General features: G+C 71.4%; 22 protein-coding genes. 15 read left to right on the forward strand and 7 right to left on the reverse strand.

From position 1 onward, the window contains the following. The first annotated feature begins 58 nt into the window (after positions 1-58). The 6 genes from BJ982_RS38845 (at position 59) to BJ982_RS02060 (ending at position 6,427) form a co-directional block, all read left to right on the forward strand. A complete protein-coding gene (locus BJ982_RS38845; protein ID WP_239123713.1) occupies positions 59-1,171 on the forward strand; it encodes a ComEA family DNA-binding protein in 1,113 nt (370 codons plus the stop codon). Positions 1,172-1,307: 136 nt separating this feature from the next. Beyond that, the gene (locus BJ982_RS02040) at positions 1,308-2,723 is read left to right on the forward strand and encodes a serine/threonine-protein kinase (RefSeq protein WP_184876004.1); all 1,416 of its coding nucleotides are present in this window, start codon (positions 1,308-1,310) and stop codon (positions 2,721-2,723) included. Between the two features lie 217 nt (positions 2,724-2,940). Beyond that, positions 2,941-3,201 (forward strand): hypothetical protein, encoded by a 261-nt coding sequence (locus BJ982_RS38850; protein ID WP_184876006.1) that lies wholly within the window; start codon positions 2,941-2,943, stop codon positions 3,199-3,201. Between the two features lie 21 nt (positions 3,202-3,222). Then, the gene (locus BJ982_RS38855) at positions 3,223-4,623 is read left to right on the forward strand and encodes a hypothetical protein (RefSeq protein WP_184876008.1); all 1,401 of its coding nucleotides are present in this window, start codon (positions 3,223-3,225) and stop codon (positions 4,621-4,623) included. After that, positions 4,620-5,570, forward strand: a complete 951-nt coding sequence (locus BJ982_RS38860) for an MBL fold metallo-hydrolase (RefSeq protein ID WP_239123714.1) — start codon at positions 4,620-4,622, stop codon at positions 5,568-5,570. Before BJ982_RS38855 ends, BJ982_RS38860 begins: the two co-directional genes overlap by 4 nt. A 113-nt stretch (positions 5,571-5,683) precedes the next feature. Beyond that, a complete protein-coding gene (locus BJ982_RS02060) occupies positions 5,684-6,427 on the forward strand; it encodes an SDR family NAD(P)-dependent oxidoreductase (RefSeq protein WP_184876010.1) in 744 nt (247 codons plus the stop codon). On the opposite strand, the gene nuoH is transcribed toward BJ982_RS02060, so the two are convergent. Genes nuoH through BJ982_RS02080 form a run of 4 tightly spaced genes read right to left on the reverse strand, consistent with a single transcriptional unit; the run spans position 6,424 to position 8,970 of the window. Next, a complete protein-coding gene (gene nuoH / locus BJ982_RS02065; RefSeq protein WP_184876012.1) occupies positions 6,424-7,377 on the reverse strand; it encodes an NADH-quinone oxidoreductase subunit NuoH in 954 nt (317 codons plus the stop codon). The genes BJ982_RS02060 and nuoH overlap by 4 nt on opposite strands. Further along, positions 7,370-8,017: an NADH-quinone oxidoreductase subunit C gene (locus BJ982_RS02070; RefSeq protein ID WP_184876014.1), complete on the reverse strand. Its 648-nt coding sequence runs from the start codon at positions 8,015-8,017 to the stop codon at positions 7,370-7,372. The genes nuoH and BJ982_RS02070 overlap by 8 nt, the downstream gene beginning before the upstream one ends. Continuing rightward, a complete protein-coding gene (locus BJ982_RS02075) occupies positions 8,014-8,565 on the reverse strand; it encodes an NADH-quinone oxidoreductase subunit B (RefSeq protein WP_184876016.1) in 552 nt (183 codons plus the stop codon). Before BJ982_RS02075 ends, BJ982_RS02070 begins: the two co-directional genes overlap by 4 nt. A gap of 33 nt (positions 8,566-8,598) precedes the next feature. Then, the gene (locus BJ982_RS02080) at positions 8,599-8,970 is read right to left on the reverse strand and encodes an NADH-quinone oxidoreductase subunit A (protein WP_184876017.1); all 372 of its coding nucleotides are present in this window, start codon (positions 8,968-8,970) and stop codon (positions 8,599-8,601) included. 496 nt (positions 8,971-9,466) lie between these two features. Here BJ982_RS02080 and BJ982_RS40215 point away from each other — a divergent pair, with 496 nt between their 5' ends. The 5 genes from BJ982_RS40215 to BJ982_RS02100 all read left to right on the forward strand — a co-directional run bounded on the left by BJ982_RS40215 (position 9,467) and on the right by BJ982_RS02100 (position 14,665). Then, on the forward strand, positions 9,467-9,556 hold the full coding sequence (locus BJ982_RS40215) for a putative leader peptide (protein ID WP_311745338.1): 90 nt from the start codon (positions 9,467-9,469) through the stop codon (positions 9,554-9,556). A 343-nt stretch (positions 9,557-9,899) separates the two neighbouring features. Further along, positions 9,900-11,753, forward strand: a complete 1,854-nt coding sequence (locus BJ982_RS02085; RefSeq protein ID WP_184876019.1) for a 2-oxoacid:acceptor oxidoreductase subunit alpha — start codon at positions 9,900-9,902, stop codon at positions 11,751-11,753. Beyond that, positions 11,746-12,819: a 2-oxoacid:ferredoxin oxidoreductase subunit beta gene (locus BJ982_RS02090; protein ID WP_184876021.1), complete on the forward strand. Its 1,074-nt coding sequence runs from the start codon at positions 11,746-11,748 to the stop codon at positions 12,817-12,819. Before BJ982_RS02085 ends, BJ982_RS02090 begins: the two co-directional genes overlap by 8 nt. Before the next feature lie 109 nt (positions 12,820-12,928). Further along, positions 12,929-13,372: an RrF2 family transcriptional regulator gene (locus BJ982_RS02095; protein WP_184876023.1), complete on the forward strand. Its 444-nt coding sequence runs from the start codon at positions 12,929-12,931 to the stop codon at positions 13,370-13,372. A 75-nt stretch (positions 13,373-13,447) separates the two neighbouring features. Further along, positions 13,448-14,665 carry a globin domain-containing protein gene (locus BJ982_RS02100; RefSeq protein ID WP_184876024.1) on the forward strand — a complete coding sequence of 406 codons (1,218 nt, stop codon included), beginning with the start codon at positions 13,448-13,450 and terminating at the stop codon, positions 14,663-14,665. A gap of 108 nt (positions 14,666-14,773) precedes the next feature. On the opposite strand, the gene BJ982_RS02105 is transcribed toward BJ982_RS02100, so the two are convergent. Next, entirely contained in the window at positions 14,774-15,835 is a 1,062-nt protein-coding gene (locus BJ982_RS02105) for a substrate-binding domain-containing protein (RefSeq protein WP_239123716.1), read from the reverse strand. 90 nt (positions 15,836-15,925) lie between these two features. Here BJ982_RS02105 and BJ982_RS02110 point away from each other — a divergent pair, with 90 nt between their 5' ends. The 3 genes from BJ982_RS02110 to BJ982_RS02120 all read left to right on the forward strand — a co-directional run bounded on the left by BJ982_RS02110 (position 15,926) and on the right by BJ982_RS02120 (position 18,457). Beyond that, entirely contained in the window at positions 15,926-16,357 is a 432-nt protein-coding gene (locus BJ982_RS02110) for a MarR family winged helix-turn-helix transcriptional regulator (protein WP_184876028.1), read from the forward strand. A 149-nt stretch (positions 16,358-16,506) separates the two neighbouring features. Then, a complete protein-coding gene (locus tag BJ982_RS02115; protein ID WP_239123717.1) occupies positions 16,507-17,697 on the forward strand; it encodes an acetamidase/formamidase family protein in 1,191 nt (396 codons plus the stop codon). A 154-nt stretch (positions 17,698-17,851) separates the two neighbouring features. Then, the gene (locus tag BJ982_RS02120; protein WP_184876032.1) at positions 17,852-18,457 is read left to right on the forward strand and encodes an AmiS/UreI family transporter; all 606 of its coding nucleotides are present in this window, start codon (positions 17,852-17,854) and stop codon (positions 18,455-18,457) included. Positions 18,458-18,531: 74 nt separating this feature from the next. Here the strand turns inward: BJ982_RS02120 and BJ982_RS02125 are convergent, their stop codons facing one another. Further along, positions 18,532-20,247 carry a DUF4082 domain-containing protein gene (locus BJ982_RS02125; protein WP_184876033.1) on the reverse strand — a complete coding sequence of 572 codons (1,716 nt, stop codon included), beginning with the start codon at positions 20,245-20,247 and terminating at the stop codon, positions 18,532-18,534. Between the two features lie 390 nt (positions 20,248-20,637). Beyond that, positions 20,638-21,246, reverse strand: coding sequence for a dTDP-4-dehydrorhamnose 3,5-epimerase (rfbC, locus tag BJ982_RS02130; RefSeq protein ID WP_184876036.1), 609 nt, complete (start codon positions 21,244-21,246; stop codon positions 20,638-20,640). Between the two features lie 214 nt (positions 21,247-21,460). Here rfbC and BJ982_RS02135 point away from each other — a divergent pair, with 214 nt between their 5' ends. Next, entirely contained in the window at positions 21,461-22,120 is a 660-nt protein-coding gene (locus BJ982_RS02135; protein WP_184876038.1) for a class I SAM-dependent methyltransferase, read from the forward strand. Positions 22,121-22,223: the final 103 nt, after the last annotated feature.

Consider the following 22,223-nt stretch of genomic DNA (forward strand, 5'->3'; position numbering starts at 1 on the left):
GAGGGGTGGTCCTTGTGGCCGATGCGAGACGTCGCCACGAAGCCGTATTGTTCGCGTTATGCACCCGACCAACGGCCACGGGGGCCCGGGATCGGGGCCGCGGGAAACTCCGCCCCACGACTCCGGTGATCCGAACGGCCCGACCGCACCACGGCCCCGCCAGACCGGCCGCCCCCTGCCGGGACGCGCCCCCGAGTCGCGCCGCGACCCCGCGCGGGACGCGCCGGGCGAGTCGCCGCGCCTGAAGCACGGCCCCCGGTCCGGCGCCGAGGGTGCCCGCACGCCGTCCGCCGACGGCGACCCCGACCGCACGCGGCGCACCACGCCTCCCCGGCGGTCGTCCCGCGAGCCGCGGCCCCGCCCGGAGGCCCGCCCCCCGTACGCCTCGCCGGGCGCCGGGCCGTACGTGCCGCCGTCGTATCCCCCGCCGGGCCCGCCCCTGGCCCCCTACACGGCGCCGTCCTCCCCCGCCGGCCCGTACCACGGCCCTCACGGTGGCCCCCACGGTGGTCCCCACGGCGGGCAGCCGCCCTTCCCCCCGCCGAAGAGCGACACGGCGGGGAGCATCGTGTGGGCGCTGGCCCCGATACTGACCTGCGGCGCCGCGACGCCGTTCACGATCGGATGGGCGGCGGCCAAGCTGCGCAGCACCATGCTCGCGATCAGCGCCGCGCTCTACGGGCTCGGCATGATCGCGTTCGTGGCGGCGGTCGCGGGCGACGGGTCGGACATGCTGGAGCTGCTGGGCATGCTGGGGTCCGGCGGAAGCTGGATCGGCGGCTTCGTCCACTCGCTGATCATCCGCAAGCGGGTCTTCTCCTCCTCCGAGACGCCGAACGACTACGCGATCGCCGCCGCGCAGCAGCGCCGCCAGCTCAGGCAGCAGGCCCGCGAGCTCGCGGAGAACGACCCGGCGCTGGCCCGCGAGCTGCGCATCGGCCGCCCCGACCTGCCGCGCACCTACGACGACGGCGGGCTCGTGGACGTCAACCACGCGCCGGCCGAGGTGATCGCGGGCCTGCCGGGCATGAACGGCCAGCTCGCGCGGCGGGTCGTGGAGGCCCGGGTGGAGATGGGCGGGTTCGTCTCGGCCGAGGACGTCTCGATCGCGCTGGACCTGCCGCCGCGCCTCACCGCCGACCTGGTCGAGTTGACGATCTACCTTCCCTGAGCGGACCGCACGGGGTCCCGGCGGTCGGCCAGGGCTCCCCGGGCGGCCCGCGCGGGGGTTCCGGATGGTGGTATCGGCTGGATAACCGTGCCCCCAAAGCCTGCGCGCCGCCCGCCATCTCCGTATTCTTCGCGATATGCAGCCAGCAAGGCCCTCACAGTCCAACGTCGCGATCAGCATCCTCTGGGCCCTGGCTCCATTGTTCACCTGCGGCCTGGCGACGCCGTTCACCATCGGGTACGCGGCCTACCGCAGGCGCGCCCCGATGCTGGCCGTCGCGGCCATGTTCTACTTCCTCGGCCTGTTCCTGATGGTGCTGGTCATCGTCGCGTTCGACAGCTCGCCCGAGTACCCGGGGTGGGCGGCCGTCATCGTGGTGGGCGGGCTGTTCACGAACTGGATCGGCGGGGTCATCCACTCGCTGGCGATCCGTTCGGCGGTGTTCGCGCCGCGGGCCCTGGTCCCCTACCCCGCCCCGCACGCCTACGCGCCGTCCGGCTACACCCCCGCGCCGTACCCGGGCACCCCCGTCCCGCCCGCGACGCCGCTTCCGCCCGTGCCGTCCCCGTACGGCCTCCGGCCGCCGGGCGCGCCGCCCACGCCCGGCTCGCGGCTGCGCCACGCGCCGCAGCCGCCGTACCCGGTGACGCCCGCGATGGCCACGAACCCGCCCGTGCGCGACCACGTCACCGCGCCGGGCGACGGTTCGCACCGCGCGCCGTCGCCCCTCCACGCCTCGACGCCCCCGGTCCAGGCCGTGGGGCCGATCCCGGCGGGCGAGCCGGAGCACATCGGGCGCTACCGCCTGGTCGGCAGCCTGGGCCAGGGCGGTCAGGGGTCGGTCTACCTGGGCGAGACGCCGGAGGGGACGCGGGTGGCCATCAAGGTGCTGCACGCCCGGCTCGCCGCCGAGGCGGGGGCACGGCAGCGGTTCCTGCGCGAGGTCGAGGCGGCCCGGCGCGTGGCGCCGTTCTCCACCGCGCGCGTGATCGACGCGGGCGTGGCCGGCGAGCGGCCGTTCATCGTGAGCGAGTACGTCGAGGGCTCCTCGCTGGAGCAGCTCGTCCGCGAGCAGGGGCCGCGCGGCCACGACGGGCTGGTGCGGCTGGCGCTCGGGACGGCGGGCGCGCTGGCCGCGATCCACAAGGCGGGCATCGTCCACCGGGACTTCAAGCCGAGCAACGTGCTGATCGGCGCGGACGGGCCGCGCGTGGTGGACTTCGGCATCGCCCGCGTGCTGGACAACGCGACGGCGACCTCCAGCGGCGTGCTCGGCACACCCGCCTACATGTCGCCCGAGCAGGTCGCGGGCGAGCGCGTCGGCCCGGAGTCGGACGTGTTCAGCTGGGCGGCCACGATGGTGTTCGCGGCGACCGGGCGCCCGGCCTTCGGCGAGGACAACATCGCCGCCGTGCTGAACCGCATCTTCACCGTGCAGCCGGACCTGTCGGCGCTGCCGGGCTCGCTGGCCAAGGTGGTCGGGACCTGCCTGGACAAGCGCCCGGAGAACCGGCCCTCCGCCTCCGACGTGATGCTCGCGATCGTCCACTGACCCGGGGCCACCCGTCCCCGCGTCCGGGATATGTGCATTTCCCGCAGCACATATCCCATGCCTCTGCCTATGGCCGAAACCTGGGCTAATGACGACACATGCGGTCGATTGGTAATTTCGATTTCCAGAATCGGGAAGCCTGGTGGGGCGACGCTCGCTTCACTTAGGTTTAGGCGGCATCGGGCGGAACCCCATCACGCCGCGGGGAGGAGTTCGCATGGCAGCGTCGGAGGCAGCGCAGTGCCAGGCGGACATGGCGGCGGCCACCCAGGTGGTCCACGACATCCTGCGCGCGCTCGGCGCCGTCCCCCCGATGTTCGGCGACCACACCTGGCGCGGCGGAGCGGCCGACCAGTGGGCCGAAGGCTGGAACCACAGAAGGGCCCAGCTCACCGAGCTGCTCTACGCGGTCCTCGCCGAACAGCCCCATCTCATCGCGCGCCTTTCCGAGGCCGAACGCCGCAGGCTCGCCTCCTAGACCGGAGTAATGACGAATGCCATGGGCGAATTCGTAGGCGTCGACCCCGCCAACCTGCGGGAGCTGGCCGTACGGCTCCAGCGGCTGCACGCCGTGCTGGCCCGGTACGGGCCCGGGATGCAGCAGAAGATGCAGAAGTGGGGCAGCGGGCTGGACTACACCGCGCTGCCGCGGCTGCTGGACGAGGCGCTCAACGACGCCCGGGACATGGAGGCGCGCACGTCCCGCGCCTCCGAGCTGGCGGCGCGCGCGGCCGGCGGCGTGGACGCCCCGCCGCACCACGTTCCCGCCGCGGCGGCCACCGTCGAGCTGGACTGGACGGCCAGCGGGCACAGCGCCCACCAGGCCGGGCACGACGCCGGGACGCTCGACGCGGCGCTGGCCGCGGGTCCCGAGCGCGCGGACGCGCGGACGCACCAGGTGCGCGAGAGCCTCGTGCGGCATCTCAACGACGGCTCCTACCTCGGGGCGTTCTGGGCCGGGGCGTGCCCGCTGGCGCTGCGCGCGGCCCGCTCGCTGGCCAGGCGCGCGGGCGCGGCGATGTTCAGCGCGGAGAGCGCGGGCATCCTGCGGGCGCTCGGCGCGTCGCTGGCCTCGGCCACCCAGATGCGCAAGGGCACCGGCAAGGACCGCCGCCCGCTGATGTCCGACGAGACCCGCGCCGCGATCATCGGCCACGACGACCTGTGGTCGGTGGCCATGCTCTTCAAGTACGGCCCCCGCGGCAACGCCTGGGACTCCCACTTTCTGGCCGAGATGGTCCGCGCCGTTCTCGACGCCCGGGCGGCGGGCGCCCTCGACGTGCCCCTGCCCGAGCCCACCGAGGACAACGCCGCGCGGCTGGCGCGGCTGCGCGCCGAGTTCGACCCCGTCGTCGCGGTCCTCGGCCGGGCGAGCGAGAACGGGCACGCCGCGCGGCACGTGCTCGGCTGCCCGGTGACCGGGCCGTCGTACGCGGCCATGCTCCTCAACGACGACGACGGCGGCGGCCGGCCCGCGCCCGGGGAGGGGCCCGGCCTCGGCGGCCCGGTGGGCGACTTCCTCACCGCCGCGGTCTCCGCCGGCCGGGGCGTCACCGAGGACGCCAAGGAGTCGGCCTGGTCGGTGGTCACGATCGTCAGGGCGGGTTCGGAGTTCGGCGACCGCCGCCCGGGGGCCGCGCTGCCGGACGGGATCCGCGCGGCGCTGGCGTTCACCGCCGACCGCTACCTGCCCGACCTCGCCGCGCCCGGCCCGGGCAACGAGGCCCGGCCGCCCGCCGGGTCGCCGCCGGGGTCGTGGACGCCGCACGTCGCCGAGGCGGACCTCGCCCGGTTCGTCCACCACGCGTTCCCCGACCCGCGCGACGCGGCGGCGTTCCTCGCCCGCGTGGCCGAGCATCGCGCCGGGCGCGGGCCGGACCCGGGCATAGTAGGAGGGTGACCCCCGACCCCTGCGCGCGGCCGGAGCCGGACTCCCCCGGCCTGCGCGAGATCGTGCCCGGCGTGCTGGCGTGGACCCAGCCGGACGGCTCCTGGTGGCTCAACAACGCGGGCGTGGTGACCGGCGGCGGCGAGGCCCTGCTGGTCGACACCTGCGCCACCGAGCCGCGCACCCGCCGCTTCCTGGCCGCCGTGCGCGAGGCCACCGCGGACGCGCCGATACGCCTGGCCGTGAACACCCACCAGCACGGCGACCACACCTACGGCAACAGCCTGCTGCCCGCCTCGACGGTGATCATCGGGCACGCGGCGATGCGGGAGGCGCTGCGCACCGACCCGATCATCGACGGCTGCCCGCCGATCTGGAGCCCCGTGCCCGACTGGGGGGCGGTGACCCGCCGCGTCCCGGACATCGCGATGCGCGAGGAGTTGACCGTCCACGTGGGCGACCGCCGGGTGGAGTTGCGGCATCCCGGCTTCTCCGCGCACACGCCGGGCGACGTCGTGGCCTGGCTGCCGGAGGAGCGCGTGCTGTTCACCGGCGACCTGATCTTCCACGGGCTCACTCCGCTGGTGCTCATGGGCTCGGTGCCCGGGGCGCTGCGGTCGCTGGACTGGATGGCCGCCTTCGAGCCCGAGCACGTCGTCCCCGGCCATGGCCCGGTGCTGGACGCCGCCGCGCTGCCGGAGGTCCTGGCGGCGCACGAGCGCTACTACCGGCTCGTGCTGGAGACGGCCGAGCGGGGCCGCGCCGAGGGCCGCACGCCGCTGGAGGCCGCGCGGGCGTGCGACCTCGGGGAGTTCGCTTCGTGGGCGGACGCGGAGCGGCTGGTGCTCAACCTGCACCGTGCCTACGCGGACCTGGCGGGCGGCGGCGAGCCGGACGTCCTGGTGGCGTTCGGCGACGCGGTGGCCTTCCACGGCGGCCCGCTGCCGACCTTCGTGTGACGGCCCGCCGCGTCCCATCGCACGGGGTCCGGACGCGGATGGCCGGGAAGTGATGTGACGATTCCCCGCAAGACGGTAAGAATGATCCGGTGTCACGAGAAAGGGGCCTGAGCATGGCACGACGAGTAGTGGTGTCCGGCGGAGGCACCGGCATCGGCCTGGCGACGGCCGCCGCCTTCGCCGCGGACGGCGACCAGGTGATCATCATCGGCAGGCGCGCCGCGGTGCTCAAGGAGGCCGCCGCCAAGCTGAACACCGCCCACGGCGCCGACCTGGTGACCTTCGCCACCGCCGACCTGACCGACGCCACGCAGGCGCAGACCGCCGTGGAGGCCGTCGCCCTGCACGGCCCGGTCGACGTCGTCGTCACCAACGCGGGCGGCAACGTGGCCTGGGGCGACGACGGCACGCCCGCCGGGGTCGCGGACGCCTACCGGGCCAACTTCGAGGCGAACGTCGTCACCGCCGTGCTGCTCACCGAGGGCCTGCTGCCCTACCTGCGGCGGCCGGGCGGGCGGATCGTCCACCTGTCCTCGATCGCCGCGGTGCGCGGGCCCGGGTCCTACGGCGGCGCCAAGGCCGCGCTGCACGCCTACACCTACGAGCTGGCCCAGCGCCTCGGCGCCGACGGCGTCACGGTCAACGCCGTGGCCCCGGGATACGTCGAGGACACCGAGTTCTTCGGCGGGCGCGCGACGCCGGAGTTCATCCAGTCGCGCGTGGCGCAGACCCTGGTGGGACGGCCGGGCGCCCCCGCCGAGATCGCGGCCACGATCAAGTACCTCGCCTCGCCCGAGGCCGGGTACCTCACCGGGCAGATCCTGCACGTCAACGGCGGGGCGATGCTGGGCCGCTAGCCGGCCAGCACCTTCACCACGCCCGTGAGCGCGAGCTGGAACAGCGCTAGCGGCACCAGGCCCGCCCAGGCCAGCTTCTGGAGCTGGTCGGCGCGCAGCCGCGGGAAGCTGACGCGCACCCAGATCACCACGAACGCCAGCGCGAAGACCTTGATCAGCGTCCAGACCGGGCCCGGCAGCAGCGGCCCCTGCCACCCGCCGAGGAACAGCACGGCCGTGAGGGCCGACAGCACGACGATGCCGACGTACTCGGCCAGCATGAACAGCGCGAAGCGGATGCCGGTGTACTCGGTCATCGGGCCCATGATGATCTCGGAGTCGGCGATCGGCATGTCGAACGGCGGCCTGCGCAGCTCGGCGAGTCCCGCGACGAAGAAGACGACCGCGCCGACGGCCTGCCAGGGCAGCCACCACCACCGCCACGCCTCGACGATGCCCGGCAGCGACAACGTGCCGGCCGCCATGGCCACCGACGAGGCCGCGAGCACCAGCGGCAGCTCGTACGACATGAGCTGCGCCGCCGCCCGCATGCCGCCGAGCGCCGAGTACTTGTTGGCCGACGACCACCCGGCCATGATCGCGCCGAGCACGCCGACGCCCATCACGGCGAGCACGAAGAACAGGCCGGCGTCCAGGTCGGCCCCGTACAGCCCGGGACCCACCGGGATGACGATCATGACGATGAGGTAGGGCACCAGCGCGACGGCCGGGGCCAGCGCGAACACCCGGCGGTCGGCCGCCGCCGGGATGACGTCCTCTTTCTGGACGAACTTGACGCCGTCGGCGATGAGCTGGGCCCAGCCGTGGAAGCCGCCCGCGTACATCGGGCCGAGGCGGGCCTGCATGTGGGCCATCGCCTTGTGCTCGGTCTGCCCGACGATCAGCGGCAGCACCAGGAACGCGATGACGATCACCACGAGCCGCAGCGCGACGTCGAGCACCTCAGCCATGGGCGTCCTTCCCCTCCTCGGGGCCGGCGGGCGTGGCGGGCGGCCCGCCCGGGGCGTCGGGGCGGCGGACGGCGCGCGGGCCGCGCGCGGGCGGGGGCATGCCCGCCTGCGGCCCCCAGTCGGCCGGCACGCCGGGCGGGAGGGTCTTGCGGCGGCTGGGCGAGCCCTGCCCGGACTCGCCGGGCTCCTTGGCCCCCGGCCACGGCTTGGCCACGCGCGAGGCGAGGACGAACTCCTTGCGCAGCGGGTGCCCCTCGAACCCGTCGGGCAGCAGCAGCGGCCGCAGGTTCGGGTGCCCTTCGAAGATCACGCCGAACATCTCGAACGTCTCGCGCTCGTGCCAGTCGGCGCCGCGGTAGACGCCGGTCGCGCTGGCCAGGACCGGCGCCTCGCGCGGCACGCGGGTGCGGGCCAGCAGGTGGGCGTGCCGGACGGGGTCGAAGAGGTGCGCGACGACCAGGAACGCGCCGGGCGGGTCGTCCACGCCGGTCAGCCAGTCGAAGAACGCGCAGCCGAGCCCGTCGCGGGCGAAGGTCAGCAGGTCGAGCCAGTCGGCGGGCGCGACGTCGACGGTGGTCTCGCCGAAGGACTCCGAGACCTGCGCGCGGTCGCCGTACCGCTCCTCGACGGCGGCCCTCATGAGCGCACGTCCCCCTCGGCCGGAGCGCCGTGCGCCGCCTGGTCGCCGGCGTAACGCTCGCCGAGCGACTCGGCCGCGATGCGCTCCTGCAGCTTCATGATCCCGTACAGCAGGGCCTCGGGACGCGGCGGGCAGCCGGGGACGTAGACGTCGACCGGGATGATCTGGTCCACCCCCTTGGTGACGCAGTAGGAGTCCCAGTAGGGGCCGCCGCAGTTGGAGCAGGCGCCGAAGGAGATGACGTACTTGGGGTCGGGCATCTGCTCGTAGAGGCGCTTGACGGCGGGGGCCATCTTGTCGGTGACGGTGCCCGACACGATCATGAGGTCGGCCTGCCGGGGGCCGTTGGCGAACGGGATGACGCCGAAACGGATGAAGTCGTGGCGGCTCATCGAGGTGGCGATGAACTCGATGGCACAGCAGGCGAGCCCGAAGTTGAACACCCACAGCGAGTAGCGCCTGCCCCAGTTCAGGATGAAGCGCATGGGCTTGGGCGCGAGCCGGGACACCGGCCCGACCGTCGGCATCGGGAGATCTCGGGCGGCCATGTCAGGCATTCTCCCCTCTGTCTCGGGTGCGGGTCACGTCCAGGCGAGGACGCGCTTGCGCCAGGCGTACAGGATGCCGAGGGCGATGAACGCCAGGAAGACGAACATCTCGACCAGCGTGGTCATGCCGAAGCCGGGCGCGGCGAAGACGGTCGCCCAGGGGAACAGGAACACCGCGTCCACGGCGAAGACGACGTAGAGGTAGGTGAAGACGTAGTAGCGGATCTGCGACTGCGCCCACCCCTCGCCGACCGGGTCGACGCCGCACTCGTAGGTGAGCAGTTTCTCGGCGGTGGGGCGGCTCGGGCTCAGGAGGCGGTTGGCGAGCAGCGCCCCGGCGAAGACGGCGGCGCCGATCGCGAACAGGACCGCGACGAGCGCGTAGGAACCGAAATATCCGTCCACACGGCCTCCTACCTGGCGGCCTCGGCGGCACGTGCCTCGTGGCGTGGCCGGCGGCCTCGGGTTGATCGTAGCCCGGCGGCGGACGGCCGTCTGCGGGTGATCCCGCGCGGGCGCGAAGGCGGGGGCACGCGTCGCTTTCCGTCACCTCGACGTTACCCGTCGCGGTCAAAGGCCGATCCCCGTTCGGACAAAACGCCGGTAAATCCCTACTTCGCGTGATCCTCGGCGCGCTCGTGGCCCGTGGCCACACTTTCGTGACGGTCCCGGAGATGTACAGGCCGGGGGCGATCGTCCCGGGCCGGGTCCACGACGCCGGGCCGGAATCGCACGCCTCGCAGGGACGACGTGCGGCGCGACGATCGCACGAAGTGCCGGTGAACGACCGACGAAGTCCGCCCCGATTCCCCCTGGAGCGACCCCGCAAGGCCCCGGCGTGACCCAGCACACTCCGACCACTCTCGGAGCGACCATGGACGGGGACATATAGTTAGTGACCGTGACCCGAAACGCGCTCTACTCCCGGCTGCACGTCGACCTGTGCCGGCTCGCGGCAGGGCTGTGTACCGAGGGCGGTTTCCGGTCGTGACCGTGCTTTCCAGGCTTCCCGGGCTTTCCGGGGGATCCTTGCTCTCGTGGCCACCGGGGCTCTCCGGCTTTCCGGACCCCCCGGCGGTGGTCACCCGCCGCGTACCGACCTGAGCCGCTTCCGGTAAGGCGCGCGCCCCGCGCCACCGGCTCTACCACCGTTCCACCAGGGCGGGCCCCCCGGCCCGGCCTACACCGGCGCGTCGCAGGGACGGCACGGACACGGGCCGACCGCTGTCCGACGCGCATGCGTAAAGAAGCCCGCGCAGCCCCAAGGGATCTAGCATGGAAATGTATACGTGCCACGAGCGACGGCGCCCAGACGCGTCGAGGAGGACCGAGCTGTGACCAAGCAGGTTCAGCAACTCGACCGCGTGATCATCCGCTTCGCGGGCGACTCCGGCGACGGCATGCAGCTGACCGGTGATCGTTTCACGGCGGAGACCGCGCAGTTCGGGAACGACCTGTCCACCCTTCCCAACTTCCCCGCCGAGATCCGCGCCCCCGCCGGCACGCTCCCCGGGGTGTCGAGCTTCCAGCTCCACTTCGCCGACCACGACATCCTCACGCCCGGCGACGCCCCCAACGTCCTGGTCGCGATGAACCCGGCCGCGTTGAAGGCCAACCTCGGCGACCTGCCCCGGGGCGCCGACGTCATCGTCAACACCGACGAGTTCACCAAGCGCAACCTGCAGAAGGTCGGCTACGCCGCCAGCCCCGTCGAGGACGGGTCGCTCGGCGAGTGGCGCGTGCACGCCGTGCCGCTGACCTCGCTGACGGTCAAGGCCCTCGAAGGCTTCGACATCTCCAAGAAGGACGCCGAGCGGGCGAAGAACATGTTCGCGCTCGGCCTGTTGTCCTGGCTGTACCACCGGCCGACCGAGGCGACGGTCAAGTTCCTCGAAGCCAAGTTCGCCAAGAAGCCCGAGATCGCCAAGGCCAACATCGCCGCCTTCCAGGCCGGCTGGAACTACGGCGAGACCACCGAGTCGTTCTCGGTGTCCTACGAGGTCAAGCCCGCCCGCCTGACCCCGGGCCTGTACCGCAACATCTCGGGCAACCAGGCACTGGCGTACGGCCTCATCGCCGCCTCCGTGCAGGCCAAGCTGCCGCTGTTCCTCGGGTCCTACCCGATCACGCCGGCGTCGGACATCCTGCACGAGCTGTCCAAGCACAAGCGGTTCGGCATCCGCACCTTCCAGGCGGAGGACGAGATCGCGGGCGTGGGCGCCGCGCTCGGCGCGGCCTTCGGCGGCGCGCTCGGCGTGACCACCACCTCGGGGCCCGGCGTGGCCCTGAAGGCCGAGACGGTGGGCCTGGCCGTGGCCACCGAGCTGCCGCTCCTGGTGGTGGACGTCCAGCGCGCCGGCCCGTCCACGGGCATGCCGACCAAGACCGAGCAGACCGACCTGCTCATGGCCATGTTCGGCCGCAACGGCGAGTCGCCCCTGCCGATCGTCGCGCCGGCCACGCCCTCGGACTGCTTCCACGCGGCGGTCGAGGCGGCCCGCCTCGCGGTGAAGTACCGCACGCCGGTCATGCTGCTGTCCGACGGTTACCTGGCCAACGGCTCCGAGCCGTGGCGGCTGCCCGAGATCGACGAGCTGCCGGACATCTCGGTCGAGTTCACCACGACGCCGAACGGCGACGACGGCGAGACCTACCTGCCCTTCCGCCGCGACCCGGAGACCCTGGCCCGCCCGTGGGCGGTCCCGGGCACGCCCGGCCTCGAACACCGCATCGGCGGCATCGAGAAGGCCGACGGCACGGGCAACATCTCCTACGACCCCAACAACCACGACCGCATGGTCCGGCTCCGTCAGGCCAAGATCGAGGGCATCGCGCAGGACATCCCGCCGCTGGAGGTCGACGACCCCGACGGCGACGCCCGGGTGCTCGTCCTCGGCTGGGGCTCCACCTACGGGCCGATCGCCGCGGCGGTGCGGCGGGTGCGCAAGGCCGGCGGCAAGGTCGCCCAGACCCACATCCGCCACCTCAACCCGCTGCCGTCCAACACCGGCGAGGTGCTGCGCTCGTACGACAAGGTGCTGCTGCCCGAGATCAACCTCGGCCAGCTCGCGCTGCTGCTGCGGGCGAAATTCCTGGTGGACGTCATCAGTTACAACCGTGTACGTGGTCTTCCCTTCAAGGCCGAGGAGCTGGCCGGAGTGATCCAGGACGTGATCGACAGTGAGTGATATCGCGACCAACGGGCACATCAAGGTCCCCGAGGGGCGCACCGGGCTCGCGCTCATCCCGAGGACGACCGAGAAGCAGACGCTGAAGGACTTCAAGAGCGACCAGGAGGTCCGCTGGTGCCCGGGATGCGGTGACTACGCCATCCTGGCCGCCGTGCAGTCCTTCCTGCCGGAGCTCGGGCTGCGGCGCGAGAACATCGTCTTCATCTCCGGCATCGGCTGCTCCTCGCGCTTCCCGTACTACCTCAACACCTACGGCTTCCACTCGATCCACGGCAGGGCCCCGGCCATCGCCACCGGCCTGGCCGCCTCCCGCCCCGACCTGTCGGTCTGGGTGATCACCGGGGACGGCGACGCCCTGTCGATCGGCGGCAACCACCTGATCCACGCGCTGCGCCGCAATGTCAACCTGAACATCCTGCTGTTCAACAACAGGATCTACGGGCTGACCAAGGGCCAGTACTCCCCGACCTCCGAGGTCGGCAAGATCACCAAGTCGACGCCGATGGGGTCGCTGGACAAGCCGTTCAACCCGATCTCGCTGGCGCTCGGCGCGGAGGCGAGCTTCGTGGCCCGCACGATCGACTCCGACCGCAAGCACCTGCAGTCGGTGCTGCGCGAGGCGGCCTCCCACCGGGGCGCGAGCCTGGTCGAGATCTACCAGAACTGCAACATCTACAACGATGGCGCGTTCGACCAGCTCAAGGACCCGGGGCTGCGTGACGACATCACGCTGCGGCTGGAGCACGGGCAGCCGATCGTCTCGGCGTCCAAGGCCGTGCGCCGCGGGCCCGGCGGCGGCATCGAGGTCGTGGACCGCGCCTCGGTCCCCGAGGGCGAGATCCTGGTGCACGACGCGCACGCGCCCGACCCGTCGGTGGCGTTCGCGCTGTCCCGGCTGGACGAGCCGGCGTTCGAGCACGTGCCGATCGGCGTCTTCCGCTCGGTCGACCGCCCGGCGTACGACACGTTGATGTCCGAGCAGCTTGAGCACGCGACCGAGCAGCGCGGCCCTGGCGACCTGGCGGACCTGCTGCGCGGCGGCGACACCTGGCTCGTGAGCTGACGCGCGCCTGACAGGCGAGGACGCCCTCCACGGATCGCTCCGTGGAGGGCGTCGTGCTTTCCGCACCCCCAAATAAGCATCTGAGATTCGCATTTGATAGCGTCGTGGCATGCGGTTGACGAAGTTCACCGACCTGGCGCTGCGCGTGACGATGCGGCTGGCGGTCGTCGACACGACGGTCGCGCCCACGTCGCGCGAGGTCGCCGAGTCGGTGGCCGCCTCCTACACCCACGTCGCGAAGGTGGTGAGCAGGCTCCAGCATCTGGGGGTGGTGGAGGCGAGGCGCGGGCGAGGCGGCGGCCTCGAGATCACGGGCACCGGCCGGCGGGCCTCCGTCGGGTGGCTGGTCCGCGAGCTGGAAGGGTCCGGGGACGTGGTCGGGTGCGAGGACTCGCCGCCCTGCCCCCTGCGGGGGGCGTGCCGCCTGCGTGCGGCGCTGCGCGACGCGCAGGAGGCGTTCTACGCCAGCCTGGACCGGTTGACCGTGGAGGACCTCGTGGGCGTCCCCGCCCACCCGGGACTGGTGGAGCTGCTCATGCCGATCCGCAGATAACAGGACGCCGGACGACCCGTACGGGGGAGCTCCGGCCCGTAAATACGAATCTTAGATTCATATTGAGGAGTCGCGATGTTGTCAGAGAAGTCCGCCGCCGTCGTCCGCGCCACCCTGCCGGTCGTGGGCGGGAAGATCGAGGAGATCACGCCCGTCTTCTACCGGAAGATGTTCGCCGAGCACCCCGAGTTCCTGCGGAACCTGTTCAACCGCGGCAACCAGGCCAACACCGCCCAGAGCCGCGCGCTGGCGCGCTCCATCGCCACCTTCGCCTCGATGCTGGTCGAGCACCCCGACCAGCGCCCCGACGAGATGCTCGCCCGCATCGCCCACAAGCACGCCTCCCTGGGCATCACCCCCGACCAGTACCCGATCGTCCACCGGCACCTGTTCGCCGCCATCGCCGAGGTGCTCGGCGACGCCGTCACCCCGGAGGTCGCCGCCGCGTGGGACGAGGTGTACTGGCTGATGGCCGGCGCCCTGATCGCCCTCGAAGCGCGCCTTTACGCGCGGGCGGGAGTGGCGGAAGGGGACGTCTGGCGGCCCTGGCGGGTGGTCGGCCGGACCGAGGAGACCCCCGACGTGGCGACCTTCGCGCTGCGACCCGCCGACGACGGCCCGCTCCCGCCGTTCCGTCCGGGCCAGTACGTCTCGGTGCAGGTGGAACTGCCGGACGGGGCGCGTCAGATCCGGCAGTACAGCCTGTCGTGCGCGCCCGACGGCGCCGACCGGTGGATCTCGGTGAAGCGCGTGGCCGGCGACCCCGCCGGCGAGGTGTCGAACTGGCTGCACGCCAACGTCGGCGAGAACGACGTGCTCACGGTGAGCCTCCCGTTCGGGGACGTGGTGCTCGACGACTCCGACGGCCCCCTGCTGCTCGCCTCGGCGGGCATCGGCTGCACGCCGATGATCAGCATGCTCGCCCACCTGGCGTCCTCCGGCGCCACGCGCCCGGTCACGGTGGTGCACGCCGACCGCTCCGAGCGCACCCACCCGTTCCGCTCGGAGTTCGGCGAGCTGACCGAGAAGATCCCGCAGGCGGTCGCCCACGTGTGGTACGAGCACCCCGAGGGGCCGTGGCCCGCCGAGCGCATCGGCTTCGCCGACCTGTCGGACATCGAGATCCCGCGCGACACGCGGGCCTACCTCTGCGGGCCGGTGCCGTTCATGCGCTCGGTGCGGACGCAGCTGCTCCGGCGCGGCGTCCCCGCCTCCCGGGTGCACTACGAGGTCTTCGGCCCCGACCTGGGGCTCGAATCCGCCGTGCCGGGGACGGGAGCCAGGACGGAGTAGCCGCGACGGATCGGAACCCGGACGCGCGCCCCGATGGCGGCCTCGTCCGCCTCCGCGTCACCGTGGAGGTAGCGGACTCTCCGGTGCGCGTGGTCGGGCGGCGGGAGGTCAGACCATCGGTTCGAGCGCGCCGATGACGTCGAACTCGTAGCCGCCCGCCGCGGCCAGGTAGACCGTCTGGCGAGCGTGCCCGCCGGAGATGGTCATCGTGCCGCGCGGCCCCTCGTAGCCGACGCCCGCCGAGTGCCGGACGATGTCTCCGAGCTCCGCCGACCGGGCCCGCTCGCTCAGCGCGGCCAGGGTCATGACGCCCTCGTAACAGGACTCCGCCGCGTTGTTCAGCGGCGGGGCGCCGGATCCGAAGCGCCGCACGTAGGCCGACATGAGGTCGAGCGCGTCGGCGGTGGCGAGGGATTTGAAGTAGCCGGCCGCGACGAAAAGGTTGTCGGTAGCGGCCGCCCCGCTGGCGAGGAGCATGTTCTCCTCCATGAGGGGAGCGAAGCGCACCATGCGCTCGTGCAGGCCGCGCCGGGCGAAGGCCCGGTTGAACTTCACCGCGTCACTGCCGACCATGAGCATGAGGATGCCCTCGGCACCGCTGTTCTCCAGTCGCGGCAGCGTGGACGCGAAGCTCGGGGTGCCGTACGGAACGTAGATCTCCTCGACGAGGTCGAATCCCAGCGGCAGACAGTAGTCGCGCACCACGCGTGCCGTGCGCCTGGGCCAGACGTAGTCGGAGCCGATGATCGCCCAGCGCCTCAGCCCCAAGTTCTGTCGCAGCCAGCGCAGCGCCGGACCCACCTGAAGTCCGGGGGTCTCTCCGGAGCAGTAGATGCCGCGGCGTGATTCGCCCCCCTCGTACAGGGATGTGTAGACGTAGGGAACCCGGTCGGCGACGACGGAGGACAGGTGCTCCCGGACAGGCGAGATGTGCCACCCGGTGACCGCGTCGATGCGTCCCGCGTCGAGCAGCCGGGCGATGTTCCCGCAGAGCTCTTTCGGCGGTCCGCTCGCGTCGACGACCTCGATCGTGACCTCCCTGCCGAGGATGCCGCCGCCGTCGTTGAGGGAGGCCGCCGCGAGATCGGCCACCGCTTCACAGGACGGGCCGAAGATGCCGCCCGGCCCCCGCAGCGGAATGACCAGGCCGATCCGGTACCGCCTCGCCACGACACCACCTCCATGTGGCTGTCGAGACAATGAAATCTCCATCTGGAAGTATCACTATGAACGAATGAACCTTCAAGGAGGTGCCCGCACATGCGGACCGAGCACGACGAGGTCGCGTCCCGGGTCCTGCCCCTCGCCCTCAACCGCGTCGCCGCGCGGCTCAACACCGAAACCGGGCGAGCGCTCACCGGGACGGGACTCACGCTCGACCAGTGGCGGGTGCTGGATGTACTGGCGACGACGGAGGGACTGGCGATGAGCGATATCGCCGCCGCGGCCGTCATCACGGGTCCGACGCTCACCCGGACGGTGGACCGGCTGGTCGACCGGGCGTTCATCTATCGCAATCTCGACCACGCCGACCGGCGCCGTGTGCTCGTACGGCTGAGTGAGCGCGGCGCTGAGGTGCACCGCGAGCTCGCTCCCCGTGTCGCCGACGCCCTGGCCGCGTCCTTGCGAAGGTTGGACGCCGCGGAGACGGCGCAGTTGCGCATGCTCCTCGATCGGCTCGCCGGGGGCTAGGTCGTCTCCGACGGCTCAGGTTCTGCCATGCGCGGCCCTCCCCCGGTCGTCCGGGAGCACCGAAATAGAACCACTTGACATATTTTCATATGGAACTAATGTCGTCCGCACCACACACCCTTCGATCCCTGGAGGACACGTTGTCTGGTGTGGACTTCACCCGCTCGGGTGTCTCCCGCTTTCCCGATCGCGATCTCGGTGTTCCGCGCTACCGCTGCGAGGTCGGAGTACCGCTGGCGGAGCAGAAGGAGCTGGGGCACAACCGCTGGCATCCCGACATCCCGCCGCTCCACGAGCTCGGCCCCGGCGACGAGGTGATCCTCGAAGCCCCCGGCTACGACGACTACCAGCTCAAGGACGTCGACGACGAGCAGGACATCCGTGACTTCGACCTGACCCGCACCCACCCCATCGCCGGCCCGGTCAAGGTCGACGGCGCCGAGCCGGGCGACCTGCTGGTGGTGGACGTGCTCGACGTCCAGCCCCTCTCCGGCATCGGCTACTCCAACATCCTGCCGGGCATGGGCGGCCCACTCGCCTCCTGGTTCCCCCGAGGCTACAAGACCGTCTGGGACCTGCACGGCCTGTTCGCCACCAGCCGCCAGATCCCCGGTGTGGAGATCCCGGCCATCAGCCACCCCGGCGTCATCGGCGTGGCCCCGTCGCACGATCTGCTGCGCGTCTGGAACGAGCGCGAGGATCCCTTCATCGACCAGGGACTGGCCGCCCCCCGGAGCACGGCGACGTCCACCGCCGTCCTGCGCACGCTGGAGGGGGCGGAGTGGGAACGCGTCGCCGCCACCGCCGCGCGGACCGTGCCGCCCCGGGAGAACGGCGGCAACCTCGACATCAAGAACCTTTCTCGCGGGTCGCGGGTGTACTTCCCCGTGTTCGTGGAGGGTGCGCTGTTCTCCACGGGGGACTTCCACTTCTCCGAGGGCGACGGTGAGATCACCTGGAACGCCATCGAGATGGACGGCATCGGCTGGTTCCGCTTCAACGTCATCAAGGGCGGCATGGCACGGTACGGCATCCGCACGCCGATGCTCCGCCCCTCCCCTGTGGACCCGAACCTGGGCACCCGGTACCTGAGCTTCAGCGGCCTGAGCGCCCGCGGCGGTGATCAGAAGTACCTCGACGCGACCGCCGCCGCCGTGGACGCCGTCGAGCAGGCGATCGAGTATCTCGGCAAGTTCGGCTACACGCCGGAGCAGGCGTACACGATCATCTCCGTCGCGCCCTGCGAGATGCACGTGGGCGGCATCGTCGACATTCCGAACGCCGCGGTGACGCTGAAGGTGCCGCTGGACATCTTCGACAAGGACATCCTGCCGTCCTGAGTCGTCCCCGCCGGGGTGCCCGCACCACTCGGGGGCGGGCACCCCGGAACCGCCACGAAACCCCAGGCCCGGTACATCACCCGGGCCATCTCACGGTTCCGATCACCCCGGCTGAGGGCCGGATCCCCCCACGAAAGAAGGGAGCGCGTCTGGCATGAGCGACGTGGGACTGTTGTTCGTCGGCGCGGTGCTGATCATCAACGGCGTCATGCTTCTCGGCACGATCACGGACAAGGCGGCGGCTCCGCTCAACTTCTTCGTCGGCGTACTGCAGGTGGTGACGCCGACGTTTCTCATCATGACGGCCGACGGCGACCGGGCGATCATCGCCGGGGCCGCCGGGCTCTACCTGTTCGGCTTCACCTACCTGTGGGTGGGCATCAACGCCGCGACGGGGTGGCCAGGGGAAGGGCTCGGCTGGTTCTCGCTCTTCGTCGCGGCCGCCGCCGTGGGATACGCCATCTACACCTGGCAGACCGGCGGGCGGGTGTTCACGGTCATCTGGCTCGCCTGGGCGCTGCTGTGGTTCCTCTTCTTCCTGCTGCTGGCTCTCGGGCGGACGAGACTCAGCCGCTTCACCGGACTGGTCGCGATCGCCGAAGGCGTGCTCACGGCCGCTGTTCCGGCCGCGCTCGCACTCACCGGGCTGTGGCGCGACTCGACGGGGGCGGCCCTGATCGCCGCGGTGCTCGCCGTCGTCGCACTCGCCGTGCTGTGGTGGGCCGGGCGTGTGCCCGGCCGGCCTGCGAGTGCGGCCTGACGATGGCTTCGCGCGGGCGACGGCGACGGCCACCCCTTCCCGGCAGGTCGGGGTGGCCGTCGGCTCGCCGAGGCTCAGCTCGGGGCGTTCACCGGCTTGCCGTCCTCCCAGACGTTGCCGCTCCAGACGTTGCCGGAGCCGTTCTTGTCCCAGTAGGCGGCGTGACCGTTGTAGCCGCCCTTGGGCCAGACGTCCTTGCTGAAGACGTTGTCGATGACCTTGATGTTGGACGAGGTGCCCTTGGTCCCGGCGCCCGCGTAGAGCGAGTAGCCGCCGCCGGCCAGGAAGTTCCCCTCGACCGTGACGTTGCGGACGACGCCGAAGTCCTGGAAGAGGGCGACCGCGCCGGTCTGCTCAAGGGTGTTGACGACCGTGTTGTTGCGGATCACCAGCTTCTCCCCCGACGGCGGGCCCGACGTGCACATGATCATGTCGGTGTGGTCGCCGGAGAAGTACTTCGGGTCGTGCAGGTAGGAGTCCTCGATGAGGCCCTGCTCGGTCAGGATGCCGTTGCTGATCGTGTGGATGTCCACACGCCTGACCGTCAGGTCGCCGCCCTGGTTGAGGATGCCGAACTGCGTGCGCTGGCTGCCGTTGCCGTAGATCTCGCTGTCCTCGACGGTGAGACCGCTCCTGCCCTGGCGCTGGATGATGCCCCAGTCGCCGGGGGCCGCCGCGAGGCGGACGTTGCGGACCGTCACGTTGTCGGCCTCGATGTTGATCTCGCCCTTGATCTCGAGGTTCTCGACCACCGCGCCGTCCTTGGTGACCCGCACCGAACCGCTCTTCTCCAGCGTGACGCCGGAGGAGACGCCGGTGGTGGACGGGCCGGGGAAGTCGCCGGTCGGCGGCTTGCTCGTCGGCTCCTCGCTCGGCTTGGTCGGGGACGGCGTCGGCGTGGGCGTGCGGGTCTTGGTGGCGCTCGGGGACGGGGACGGCGTCCGGGTCCTCGTGGCGCTCGGCGACGGCGACGGGGTGCGGGTCCTGGTGGCGGTCGCCGTCGGCGAGCCGCTCGGGGAGCTCGACCCGGTCGGGGTCGGCTCGCCGCCGCCCGTCGACGTGGGCGTGGGGCTCGTGGTGAGCGTGGGCTCGGCCGAGCCGCTGGACGTCGGACTGGCCGACGGGCTGCCCGCGGTCGCCGAGGACGACGGCGAGGCGGTCGGGGACCCGTGCGGACGCGGGCGGTGCCGGCGCCACTCGCGGTGGCGGAACACCACGTCGACCCAGTAGCTCACCCTCTTGCGGTGGACCTGGGAGGGGTACCCGCCGGGGCCGATGCCGAACACGCCGGCCTGGCCGGTCAGCGGCCCCTCCGTGACCGGCTCGTCGAAGACGCCGGCCGAGGCCACGTACCGGCCGTCAGGGGTGTGGTACGAGACGGTATATGTGCGCCCGGCGGTCACCGGGACGGGCTTGTCGAACATCGCCTGCTGCCAGCCGCTGCGCGTCTCGTCGGTGAAGGTCACCTTCGCGAGGCGCTTCCCGTTGGAGTCCCACAGGCTGCCGCGGTGCGTGCCGCGCTCGGAGGCGGGCTTGTAGAACCGGATGCCCGCGACCTCGCCGTTGCGGCTCGCCTTGAAGCGGGTGCCCAGTTCGAGCGGGGTGTTCTCGGCCTTGGGCGCGCCCTTGACGACCTTGCGCGACTTCCAGAGGCTCGTCTCCAGCGTCACTTCCGTCGAGACGGGAGCGGCGTTGACGACGGACCCGGCGGGTTCCGCCGTGTCCTTCTTGTTGATGACCACCACGGTGACGGTCGCGCCGATGACCGCGGCGGCCGCCAGCAATGACACCTTGCCCAGCACGGGGAACCGAGCCCCGCCGGATCGAGGTTCAACGGAATCGGGCCCGCGTCGCTCGCGCGGCCCGTCCGCATGCCGGGGATTGCTCACTACCCGAGCCTCCACCTCCGGCGCTTTCTCGGGCGCCGGACTCCGATCATGTTCAGTGCGAGGCCATTGTTGCGGTTGGGAAACGACGTGACAACCGGAACAGTCATCTTTAACCGGTTAATCCGCTGAATTCAGTATGGAAAGCGTGATTCCGGCACCACAATTCCTGGATCGGAGCCATCCGAATGTGTGGTATGGAGGACAGTCGCCGGTCAATATCAACGACGCGCACGGTCAAACAGGGCGGCCAGAGAAATGATCTTTCTCAAGGCCGCCCCACCGAAAGGATCATCAGGGGGCCGGCCGGCCGCCTCTCAGCCGCGCGTAATAGGCCACGCAGTCGTCGTACACCGGCAGGAGTCCCTTGTCCCTGGCCTCCTCCAGGGTGGGCGCGACGGCGTCCTTGGGGGACAGCAGCGGCTCCACGTCCTGCGGCCAAACGATGCCGACGGCCGGGTCGAGGGGGTGGACCCCGTGCTCACGGGACGGCGCGTAGGGCTCGGAACAGACGTACACCACGCTCGCCTGGTCGGTCAGCGCCATGAACGCGTGGCCGAGCCCTTCGCTGACGTACACGCCCTGCCGTTCCCGATCGTTCAGCTCGACGGACTGCCACTGGCCGAAGGTGGGCGATCCCACGCGGATGTCGACGACGACGTCCATCACCCTGCCGGAGACGCAGGTGACGAACTTGGCCTGGCCGGGAGGCACGTCGGCGAAGTGGACGCCGCGGATGACGCCGCGCCGCGAGATGGACAGGTTGCCCTGCGAGAGGTTCAGGTCGTGCCCGACGGCCTCGCGCAACCGGTCGGCACGGAACCACTCCAGGAACGTTCCTCTTTCGTCTCCATGGAGGGCGGGGGTGTAGAGGTACGCGCCACTGATGCTGAGTTCCTTCACGTGCCCAAGAGTGACATCTCCGATCTCGGTGCGCTATCGAATGACCCGGGCGTGCGACAGTAGTGTGCGCCCTTCTGCGATAGTTGGGGCGGTCTGATTGGAACGTGCCGAAGCCTCTCCCCGGCGCCCCCGGCCCGTCCCAGGCAGACGGCTCTCCCGTAATCCGAAGTCTCCGCCTGGAGTCTCCGCCCGTACTCGCCGTCTAGGAGAGACCATGAGCCGGCTGAACGCTCTCCGGAGCCGCTTCGTCGACGCCCCCGACTCGCTCGGCGCCAAGGCGCGGACCCGCCGCTGGCACTGGTTCGCCCAGAACTTCCCCGACCTGTCGGACATGTCGGTGATCGACCTCGGTGGCACGGCGGGCGCGTGGATGCGCGCTCCGGTACGCCCGGCGCACGTCCACGTCGTCAACCTGGAGAAGCCCCCGGCCGACCTGCCGACGTGGCTGCGGGCGGACGTGGCCGACGCGTGCGAGCTGCCGCGCGACATCCTGGGCACCAAGTACGACCTCGTCTTCTCGAACGCGGTGATCGAGCACGTCGGCGGGCACCTGCGCCGCCAGATGTTCGCCGACTCCGTGCAGCGCCTCGCGGACCTGCACTGGGTGCAGACGCCGTACCGGTACTTCCCGGTCGAACCGCACTTCCTGTTCCCGTTCTTCCAGTACATGCCGATCGCGATGCGCACCTCCCTGCTGCGCCGCTGGCCGCTGGTGCACACCCCCACCTCCGACCGCGTGGCCGCCCGCAACATCGTCATGGAGGTCGAGCTGCTCAGCATCACCGAGATGCGGCACTACTTCCCCTCCTCCACCATCCGCTTCGAACGCCTCGGGGGGCTGGTGAAGTCGGTCATCGCGATGAAGACCCACTGAGGCGCCGAAGCCGAAGGGACACTCCTGTGACTCTTGGGACGGATGTTGGCAGAGCACGTAAACCGAGCTCGCCATCCGGACGTCGATTCGACGGGACCACGCT

Source organism: Sphaerisporangium siamense, assembly GCF_014205275.1.
GTDB lineage: Bacteria > Actinomycetota > Actinomycetes > Streptosporangiales > Streptosporangiaceae > Sphaerisporangium > Sphaerisporangium siamense.

Bases quoted from the DNA above. Each gene is read 5' to 3' on its own strand.
- BJ982_RS38845 (WP_239123713.1), top strand. From the start codon at position 59: ATGCACCCGACCAACGGCCACGGGGGCCCGGGATCGGGGCCGCGGGAA.
- BJ982_RS02040 (WP_184876004.1), top strand. From the start codon at position 1,308: ATGCAGCCAGCAAGGCCCTCACAGTCCAACGTCGCGATCAGCATCCTC.
- BJ982_RS38850 (WP_184876006.1), top strand. From the start codon at position 2,941: ATGGCAGCGTCGGAGGCAGCGCAGTGCCAGGCGGACATGGCGGCGGCC.
- BJ982_RS38855 (WP_184876008.1), top strand. From the start codon at position 3,223: ATGGGCGAATTCGTAGGCGTCGACCCCGCCAACCTGCGGGAGCTGGCC.
- BJ982_RS02060 (WP_184876010.1), top strand. From the start codon at position 5,684: ATGGCACGACGAGTAGTGGTGTCCGGCGGAGGCACCGGCATCGGCCTG.
- nuoH (WP_184876012.1), bottom strand. From the start codon at position 7,377: ATGGCTGAGGTGCTCGACGTCGCGCTGCGGCTCGTGGTGATCGTCATC.
- BJ982_RS02070 (WP_184876014.1), bottom strand. From the start codon at position 8,017: ATGAGGGCCGCCGTCGAGGAGCGGTACGGCGACCGCGCGCAGGTCTCG.
- BJ982_RS02075 (WP_184876016.1), bottom strand. From the start codon at position 8,565: ATGGCCGCCCGAGATCTCCCGATGCCGACGGTCGGGCCGGTGTCCCGG.
- BJ982_RS02095 (WP_184876023.1), top strand. From the start codon at position 12,929: ATGCGGTTGACGAAGTTCACCGACCTGGCGCTGCGCGTGACGATGCGG.
- BJ982_RS02100 (WP_184876024.1), top strand. From the start codon at position 13,448: ATGTTGTCAGAGAAGTCCGCCGCCGTCGTCCGCGCCACCCTGCCGGTC.
- BJ982_RS02110 (WP_184876028.1), top strand. From the start codon at position 15,926: ATGCGGACCGAGCACGACGAGGTCGCGTCCCGGGTCCTGCCCCTCGCC.
- BJ982_RS02120 (WP_184876032.1), top strand. From the start codon at position 17,852: ATGAGCGACGTGGGACTGTTGTTCGTCGGCGCGGTGCTGATCATCAAC.
- BJ982_RS02135 (WP_184876038.1), top strand. From the start codon at position 21,461: ATGAGCCGGCTGAACGCTCTCCGGAGCCGCTTCGTCGACGCCCCCGAC.